Genomic DNA, 8,584 nt, shown 5'->3' on the forward strand with positions numbered 1-8,584 from the left:
ATGACCTTGAAGAAGACCCATCTCTGGGTGTTGCTGGCTGCTTGCGCGGCGGCTCCCGCCTTTGCGCAGAACATCGCCGTCGTGAACGGCACGCCGATTCCCAAAGCGCGCGCCGATGCGCTGGTCCAGCAGCTTGTCCAACAAGGCCAGCAGGATTCGCCGCAACTGCAAATGGCGGTGCGCGAGGAGCTCGTGAACCGCGAAATCCTCATGCAGGAAGCCATTCGCGAGGGCATTCCGAACAACCCGGACGTGAAGGCGCAAATCGCCGTGGCCCAGCAGACCGTCGTGCTGCGCGCGCTGATTCAGAACTTCGTGAAGAACAACCAGCCGACCGACGCCGAAGTCAAGGCGCGCTACGACCAGTTGACCAAGGATGCGGGCGGCAGCGAATACCATCTGCACCACATCCTCGTGGACAACGAGCAGCAGGCCAAGGACCTGATCGCGAAGATCAAGGCCGGCGCCAGCTTCGAAGACCTCGCGAAGCAGTACTCGAAGGACCCGGGCTCGGCCAAGAACGGCGGCGACCTCGACTGGTCCGATCCGAAGGCCTATGTGCCGGAATTCGCGGCTGCGGCCACGCATCTGCAGAAAGGCCAGATGACCGATACGCCGGTGCACACGCAGTTCGGCTGGCACATCATCCGCGTGGACGACATCCGCCCGGTCACCCCGCCGCCGCTCGAGCAGGTGCGCCCGCAGATCGTCCAGCAGATCCAGCAGGAAAAGCTGCAGGCGTTCGAAGAGAATCTGCGCAAGCAGGCGAAGATTCAGTAAGGCTGCACGCGGCTCCAAGTACTGCAAAAAACCCCGCGACCTTCGAAGGCGCGGGGTTTTTGTTTGCGGACTACGCGTTGAGCTCGTAGCTCGTGCTGCGCCCGCCACCCTCCGTCTTGCGCAACACGCCACGCGCCACCAGGTCGTTGATGTCACGCAAGGCCGTATCGGACGAGCATTTGGCAATAGCCGCCCACTTGCCGCTCGTGAGCTTGCCGTCGAAGCCGTCGAGCAAGCGGTTCAGGAGCTTGACCTGGCGCTCGTTGAAGGGCGTCGTGGCCCACTCGTGCCAGAAGCGCGCCTTGGCGAGCACCGCGTCCAGCGTGATTTGCGCCTGATCGACCGCGCGATGCAGCGCGTCGAAGAACCAGGCGAGCCAGAGCGTGACATCCATCGAGCCGCGCTGCGTGCGCTCCAGAATGTCGTAATACCCTTTGCGCTCCCGCTGGATCTGCGCGGAGAGGCTGTAAAAGCGCTGCGCACTGCCGTCTGCGCGCGCGAGCAGCAGGTCGCCGATGGCTCTTGCCACGCGGCCATTGCCGTCGTCGAACGGGTGCAGCGTGACGAACCACAAGTGGCCGAGGGCCGCCTTGATCAACGGCGGCTCTCGCGGCGGGCCGTTGAGCCAGTCGAGAAAGCGCTGCGTTTGGACTTCCAGCCGGTTCGCGGGCGGCGCCTCGAAATGTACGCGTTGACGGCCGATCGGCCCCGAGATCACCTGCATGGGCCCGCTCGCATCGTCGCGCCATGCCCCGACGTTGATGCGCGACAGGCCCGCGTAGCCCGTGGGAAATAGCGCGGCGTGCCAGCCGAACAGGCGCTCGCGCGTAACCGGCGCGCGGCTGTTGGTGGTCGCGTCGAGCACCATCTCCACCACGCCTTCCACGTGGCGGTCCACCGGCGCGAGCGCCCCGATGTCCACGCCCATGCGACGCGCGATGCACGAACGCACGGAGGCGACGTCGAGCTGCTCGCCCTCGATCTCGCTGGTCTTGAGCACGTCCTCCGTCAGGGCCGCGAGGCTCGCCTGATCGCGCAGCGCGAGTCCCACATCGGCCAGTCTGCCCACCAACAGGCCCTGGGCGCGGCTGACCTCGGCCATGGGCTCGGCGAGCGCCGCCAGATCGAAGCGCCATTGAGGCCAGTCGCCGGCTTCCCAGATGTAGGTGTATTCGCCGCTATTCATGCGGCGATTATGAGACGTATTCGCCGCACGCGCAAGCCAATCACCGCAAAATGTGCGGCGATTAATGTCGATTTTCGCCGCAAGGTCCCACCGGCCGGCACTCAAAAAGCACAAACCCCGGTCCGCACTCGCAATCGAGGCAGGACCGGGGTTTTCCGCCGGGGCGAGTTGCCCTGCTCCGGCGTCAACCGTCCGCGAAGTTCGCGTGGTTCGCGAGGCGCATTAGCCCACCCACTTGCGCGCGTTCTGGAACGCACGCATCCACGGGCTCGCCTCGCCCCAGGCTTCGGGGTGCCAGCTCATCGTCACCGTGCGCTGCACGCGCTCGGTGTGCGGCATCAGCACCGTGAAGCGGCCGTCGGGCGTCGTGACCGACGTGATGCCTTGCGGCGAGCCGTTCGGATTGAATGGGTAGGCCTCGGTTGCCTGGGCGCGATGGTCGACGTAGCGCATCGCCACCGCGACCTTCGAGATGTCGCCCTGCTGCGAGAAGTCCGCGAAACCTTCGCCGTGCGCGACCGCCACGGGAATGCGCGAGCCTTCCATGCCGTTGAAGAAGATCGACGGCGAGCCCTGCACTTCCACCAGCGAGAAGCGCGCTTCGAACTGCTCCGACTTGTTGCGCGTGAACTTCGGCCAGGCTTCGGCGCCCGGGATCATCGAGGCGAGGCTCGACATCATCTGGCAGCCGTTGCAGATGCCGAGCGCGAACGTGTCCTGACGGGCGAAGAAGGCCGCGAACATGTCCGCGAGCTTCGCGTTGAAGCGGATCGTCTTGGCCCAGCCTTCGCCCGCGCCCAGCACGTCGCCGTACGAGAAGCCGCCGCAGGCCACCGCACCCGCGAAGTCGGCGAGCGTGGCGCGGCCTTCGAGCAGGTCGCTCATGTGGACGTCGTGCGCGTCGAAGCCGGCGCGGTCGAACGCGTATGCGGTTTCGAGGTGCGAGTTCACGCCCTGCTCGCGCAGGATGGCGACACGCGGACGCGCACCCTTGCCGATGAACGGCGCAGCGATGTCCTCGGCCGGATCGAACGTGAGATGCGGCTGCATGCCCGGATCGGCGGCGTCGAGGAGCGCGTCGTATTCGGAATCGGCGCACGCGGGATTGTCGCGCAGACGCGCAATACGCCAGCTCACTTCGCTCCACACGCGTTGCAGCTCCGCACGCGGCGCTTCGTAGATGCGCTTCGCGTCACGGTAGATTTCGATCGAGTCGCGATTGTTCAGCGTGCCGATCACGTGCGAGCACACCGAGAGGCCATGCTGACGCAGCACGCCCATCACGACGTCGCGCTGCTGTGCCGGCACCTGGATCACGGCGCCCAGTTCTTCGGAGAAGAGCGCGCGCAGCGTGCGGTCTTCGCGGCGGCCGCTCGTTTGCTTCGCCCAGTCCTTGGCGTCGCCGTAGTCGGACTCGTGCTCGCTGTCGAGCGCGAGCATGTCCACGTTCAGCGACACGCCCGTGTGACCCGCGAAGGCCATTTCGCAGACCGTCGCCCACAGGCCGCCGTCCGAGCGGTCGTGGTACGCGAGCAGTTGCTCGTTCGCGTTCAGTTGCTGGATGGCCGTGAAGAACTGCTTGAGGTCTTCGGCGCTGTCCACGTCGGGCACCGCGTCGCCGACCTGCTGCGTGACCTGCGCGAAGATGCTGCCGCCCATGCGGTTCTTGCCGCGGCCCAGATCGATCGCGATCAGCACCGACTCGCCCGCCTCGTCGACGCGGCGCAGTTGCGGCGTGAGGTGGCGGCGCACGTCGTCGACCGGCGCGAACGCCGAGATGATCAGCGAAACCGGCGCGACCACTTCCTTCGCCACGCCTGCTTCGTTCCACTTCGTGCGCATGGAGAGCGAATCCTTGCCCACCGGAATGCCGATGCCCAGCGCCGGGCACAGCCCCATGCCGATCGCCTTCACGGTGTCGTAGAGCGCCGCGTCCTCGCCCGGTGCGCCGCACGCGGCCATCCAGTTCGCGGAGAGCTTGAGCTTGTCGAGCGACAAAATGGGCGCGCTGGCGATGTTGGTGATCGCCTCGCCCACGGCCATGCGGCCCGATGCGGGCGCATCGATCACGGCGAGCGGCGTGCGCTCGGCCATCGTCATCGCTTCGCCCTTGTAGCCCGCATAGTCGAGCGCGGTGATCGCGCAGTCGGCCACCGGCACCTGCCACGGGCCGACCATCTGGTCGCGCACCGTCGTGCCGCCCACCGAGCGGTCGCCGATGGTGATGAGGAACGACTTGCTCCCCACGGTCGGGTGGCGCAGCACGCTCTTCGCGACTTCGTCGAGCGAGACGCCCGTGACTTCGACCGGCGCGAGCGGCACGCTCGCGTGCTCGACGTCGCGGTGCATGCGCGGCGGCTTGCCGAGCAGGATGTCCATCGGCATGTCGACGGGCTGGTGGCCGCCGTTGGCCGCGAGCGCCTGCTCGTCGGTGTCGATGAGCTTCAGGTCGCGCGCGTCGGTCGCGACGCCCACGACGGCGAACGGGCAGCGCTCACGCTCGCAGATCGCCTGGAATTCGGCCAGATCGGCGGGTGCGATCGCGAGAACGTAGCGTTCCTGCGACTCGTTCGACCAGATTTCGCGCGGCGAAAGCCCCGACTCTTCGAGCTGCACCTTGCGCAGCTCGAAGCGCGCGCCCTTGTCGGCGCCGTCGACGAGTTCCGGGAAGGCGTTGGAAAGGCCGCCCGCGCCCACGTCGTGAATGCTCAGGATCGGGTTGCGTTCGCCCAGCTGCCAGCACGAATTGATGACTTCCTGGGCGCGACGCTCGATTTCCGGGTTGCCGCGCTGAACCGAGTCGAAGTCGAGTTCGGCGGTATTGGTGCCGGTGGCCATCGAGCTGGCCGCGCCGCCGCCCATGCCGATGCGCATGCCCGGGCCGCCGATCTGGATCAGCAGCGTGCCGGCCGGCAGGTCGTGCTTGTGCGTGTGCTGCGCGCTGATGTTGCCGAGGCCGCCCGCGATCATGATCGGCTTGTGATAGCCGCGCACGGTGCCCGCCACGTTCTGCTCGTAGGTACGGAAATAGCCGCCGAGGTTCGGCCGGCCGAATTCGTTGTTGAACGCGGCGCCGCCGAGCGGGCCGTCGATCATGATCTGCAGCGGCGAAGCGATGCGGTCCGGGCGGCCATAGGCGCCCTGCGTGTCGGCGGGGTTGCGCAGCGCGAGCGGCACGGCCGCGTCACGCGCGTCTTCCCATGCTTCGCGCGCGTCGGGCAGATCGAGGTTCGAAACCGTGAAGCCCGTGAGACCGGCCTTCGGACGCGCGCCGCGGCCCGTCGCGCCTTCGTCGCGGATTTCGCCGCCCGAGCCCGTCGCTGCGCCCGCGAACGGCGAGATCGCCGTGGGGTGGTTGTGCGTCTCCACCTTCATCAGCGTGTGCGTGAGTTCGGTGTGGCGGCCGTACTGTTCGCCGGGCGTGCCGTCGGCGTGGTTCTTGCGCGGGAACCAGCGCTCCGCGACCGCGCCTTCCATGATCGACGAGTTATCCGAGTAGGCAACGATCGTGCCCTGCGGGCTGATCTTCTCGGTGTTGCGGATCATCGCGAAAAGCGACATATCCTGATCCTGGCCGTCGATCGTCCAGCTCGCGTTGAAGATCTTGTGGCGGCAGTGCTCGCTGTTGGCCTGCGCGAACATCATCAGCTCGACGTCGGTCGGGTTGCGCTCGAGCTTCTTGAAGTTGTCGACGAGATAGTCGATTTCATCGTCGGCGAGCGCGAGGCCCAGTTCGCCGTTGGCCGTTTCCAGCGCCGCACGGCCGTGGCCGAGCACGTCGACCGTCTGCATCGGGCGGGCCGGCAGTTCGTCGAACAGATGCAGTGCCGCGTCGCGCGAAGGCGCCACGCTTTCCGTCATGCGGTCGTGCAGCGCCGCGGCGACGGCGGCGTGCGCCTCTTCCGGGAGCGTCTTCTTGCCGCCGAGCAGGCCCGACTTGAGCACCACGGTGTATTCGACGCCGCGCTCGATGCGGCGCACCTGCTCGAGGCCGCAATGGTGCGCGATGTCCGTGGCCTTGCTCGCCCACGGCGACACCGTGCCGAAGCGCGGCACGACGAGGAACGTGAGCGCGCTGCCGCGCTCCTGCGGGGCCGCGAACGGCGCGCCGTAGTGCATCAGCGCGTCGATCTTCGCGCTGTCGTCGGCAGAGAGCGGCTCGGCCGAATTGACGAAGTGCAGATACTGGCCGTGCACGCCGACGATGTTGGCGTCGATACGCTGAAGCGTCTCGAGCAGGCGGGTCTGACGGAAGTCGGAAAGGGCCGAAGCGCCGGGGAAACACGAGAAGTGGGCCATGGACTGGGGCGTTGCGTCGAGGTTGCGTCAGAGTTGCGTCGCGGCTTCGCCTCGCGCGAAACACGTCGCAAGGTGGCGATGCGTCGCGCGGGGGATGGCGACGGTCAGGCGAAGGGAGACCGCGATTATAACCCGGAAGGCCTGTCCTGACCGCCCCGGTGGCCGTGCGACACGCGTGTGGCAAGCCGGCCTCGCGCATGGCGACGCGGACGCTTTCGCTGCTATGATTGCGCGTTTCGTCTGATCGGCGCACCCGGGCATGGCTTCGGCGCGCCGCACGCCCCACCTTCGGCAGGACGCCCTCACCCGAGCGAGCGCCGCCTGCCTGCAGATCGTATCGTCATGGATGTCATCGTCATCGGCGGCGGAATCGCCGGCATCGCTACCGCCTGGCAGCTGCGCGCGGCCGGGCATCGCGTCTGCGTAATCGAACGCCACGCCACCGTTGCGCAAGGCGCGACCTATGGGCATAGCGGCATTGCGCTGCCCACGCCGCTCGACGTCTGGTTCGGCCCCACCTTCCTGCGCAATGGCCGTCAATCGTCCGGCGGCGTGATCAGCAAGACGGGCTGGCGCGGGCACGCGCACGGTTTCGTCAAGCGCCTCGCCACGCTGCACGGCTCCGAGGCGTTCGCCGGGCGCTATGCGCTGCTGCGCCCGCTCATCGACTCGGCGCAAGCGGCGCTCGCCGACATCGACGCGCGCTTCCAGCTCGACTACGAGCAGCGCGACGGCCTGCTCTACCTCGTGCGCGGCAACGACGAATGGTCGCTCACGCAACCGGCCCTCGAACTGCTGCGCCGCTTCGAGACGCCCCACCACGCGCTTTCGCCCGCGGAATGCGTGGCTTTCGACCATGCCATCCCCGCCGATCCGCCGTTTGCGGGCGGCGTGCATTTCGAAACCGGCCGGGTGGCCAACTGCCCGCTCTTCGTGAAGCTGCTCAAGCAGGTGCTCGACGCCCAGGGCGGCGTGCAGTTCGAGATGAGCCGCGAGGTCAATGCGATACGCCTGGAAGACCGGCGCGCAGCCGTGGAGCTCGCGCCGCCGGCGCACGAAGCGGGCCGCTCGCGCGACGTCGAGGTGATCTCGGGCGACGCCGTCGTGGTCGCCGCGGGCGCGCAAACGCCGCGCCTGCTCGCGCCGCTCGGCCTCAAGGTGCCGTTTTATCCGCTGCGCATGCACACGCTCAATTCGCCGGTGGCGCACGAGGAATGCGTGCCGCAGACGACCATCGTCGACGCCGGCAAGCGCATCGCCATCGCGCGCATGAATCACCGGCTGCGCATATCGGGCGCCGCCGTGCTGCTGCGCGCACAGGAGGTCGATGACGCGCTGCCCGAGGGGCTCACCGAAGACGCCCTCGCGTTGCTCGGCGAGGCGTCGCGCGACTGGGCGCCGGGCGCCGCGCGTATTTCGGCGGCGCTCGCGTGGGAAGGCATCAAGCTGCTTTCCGCCGACGGCCTGCCGGCGGTCGGCAACGTGAGCCATCCGCGCCTGTACGTCAACGCGGGCCACGGGCCGGCAGGCTGGGCACTTTCGCTCGGCTCCGCGCGTCTCATCGCCCAGCAGATCTCCAACGCGGCGCCTGACCTGCCGGCCGATACCATCAAGGCGCTCTCGCCGGGCCGCGATTGAGCCGCGCAAGCGTGTGCGGCATTGCCGCGCCGCCGCGCCAGTCCAGCCCACGCTTGGGGCGTGCCGTCTGAAGGCATGCTCGGGTATCGTTGCGATGTCGCCTCCGAGGACCGCATCGCCATGACGCACGCTCTACATTCCTCCGGCGCCGGGCAACCGGTGCTCGTCTACCCGCACGATCGTGCGGTCCCGCTGCTTACCGTCGAACCGCTGCGCGAGGCCGAAGTCGCCGCGCAGTCAGCTCTGCCTGCCCACACGCTCATGGCGCGCGCAGGCGCCGCCGCCGCGCACTTCCTGAGCGAGCAACTCGCGCACGCGCCCTCGTCGGCGAGCGACAAGCCCGTCTGGTTCGCCGCCGGGCCCGGCAACAACGGTGGTGACGCGCTCGTCGTCGCCACGGAGCTGCATCGCGCGGGCGTCGCCGTGGAAGTCTGCATGCCCGTCGAGGTCAAGCCCGACGACGCGCGCTGGGCGCTCGCCGAGGCTCGTGCGGCGGGCGTGCCCATCGCCGCGTCGGTGCCCGGATCGTTCGATGCTCACGGCTGGCTCGTCGACGGCCTGTTCGGCATCGGCCTTGCGCGCGGGCTCGAGGGCGTGTTCGCCGAACTCGCCGAAACGCTCTCGGCACGCGCGCGCAGCCATGGCCACGTGCTCGCGCTCGACGTGCCGAGCGGCCTCGAC

At 68.2% G+C, this 8,584-nt stretch carries 5 protein-coding genes; 3 read left to right on the forward strand and 2 right to left on the reverse strand.

All coding sequences use genetic code 11. From position 1 onward, the window contains the following. Nucleotides 1–780 (forward strand): peptidylprolyl isomerase, encoded by a 780-nt coding sequence (locus tag AB3X99_RS38405; protein WP_069268088.1) that lies wholly within the window; start codon nucleotides 1–3, stop codon nucleotides 778–780. Between the two features lie 70 nt (nucleotides 781–850). On the opposite strand, the gene AB3X99_RS38410 is transcribed toward AB3X99_RS38405, so the two are convergent. After that, nucleotides 851–1,966 carry a Fic family protein gene (locus AB3X99_RS38410; protein WP_368661791.1) on the reverse strand — a complete coding sequence of 372 codons (1,116 nt, stop codon included), beginning with the start codon at nucleotides 1,964–1,966 and terminating at the stop codon, nucleotides 851–853. A 222-nt stretch (nucleotides 1,967–2,188) separates the two neighbouring features. Beyond that, entirely contained in the window at nucleotides 2,189–6,265 is a 4,077-nt protein-coding gene (gene purL, locus AB3X99_RS38415) for a phosphoribosylformylglycinamidine synthase (protein ID WP_368661792.1), read from the reverse strand. A gap of 342 nt (nucleotides 6,266–6,607) precedes the next feature. On the opposite strand from purL, the gene AB3X99_RS38420 reads away from it, so the two are divergent. Both AB3X99_RS38420 and AB3X99_RS38425 read left to right on the forward strand, forming a co-directional pair. Then, nucleotides 6,608–7,903, forward strand: coding sequence for an FAD-dependent oxidoreductase (locus AB3X99_RS38420; RefSeq protein WP_342945723.1), 1,296 nt, complete (start codon nucleotides 6,608–6,610; stop codon nucleotides 7,901–7,903). Nucleotides 7,904–8,023: 120 nt separating this feature from the next. Next, nucleotides 8,024–8,584: NAD(P)H-hydrate epimerase (locus AB3X99_RS38425; protein WP_368661793.1), on the forward strand; the 561-nt coding region annotated here is incomplete at its 3' end.

It is taken from the genome of Paraburkholderia sp. BR10882 (genome assembly GCF_040948855.1).
Lineage (GTDB): Bacteria > Pseudomonadota > Gammaproteobacteria > Burkholderiales > Burkholderiaceae > Paraburkholderia > Paraburkholderia nodosa_A.

Excerpts from the sequence above, each read along its gene's own strand:
- AB3X99_RS38405 (WP_069268088.1), top strand. The coding sequence starts at position 1 with ATGACCTTGAAGAAGACCCATCTCTGGGTGTTGCTGGCTGCTTGCGCG.
- AB3X99_RS38410 (WP_368661791.1), bottom strand. The coding sequence starts at position 1,966 with ATGAATAGCGGCGAATACACCTACATCTGGGAAGCCGGCGACTGGCCT.
- purL (WP_368661792.1), bottom strand. The coding sequence starts at position 6,265 with ATGGCCCACTTCTCGTGTTTCCCCGGCGCTTCGGCCCTTTCCGACTTC.
- AB3X99_RS38420 (WP_342945723.1), top strand. The coding sequence starts at position 6,608 with ATGGATGTCATCGTCATCGGCGGCGGAATCGCCGGCATCGCTACCGCC.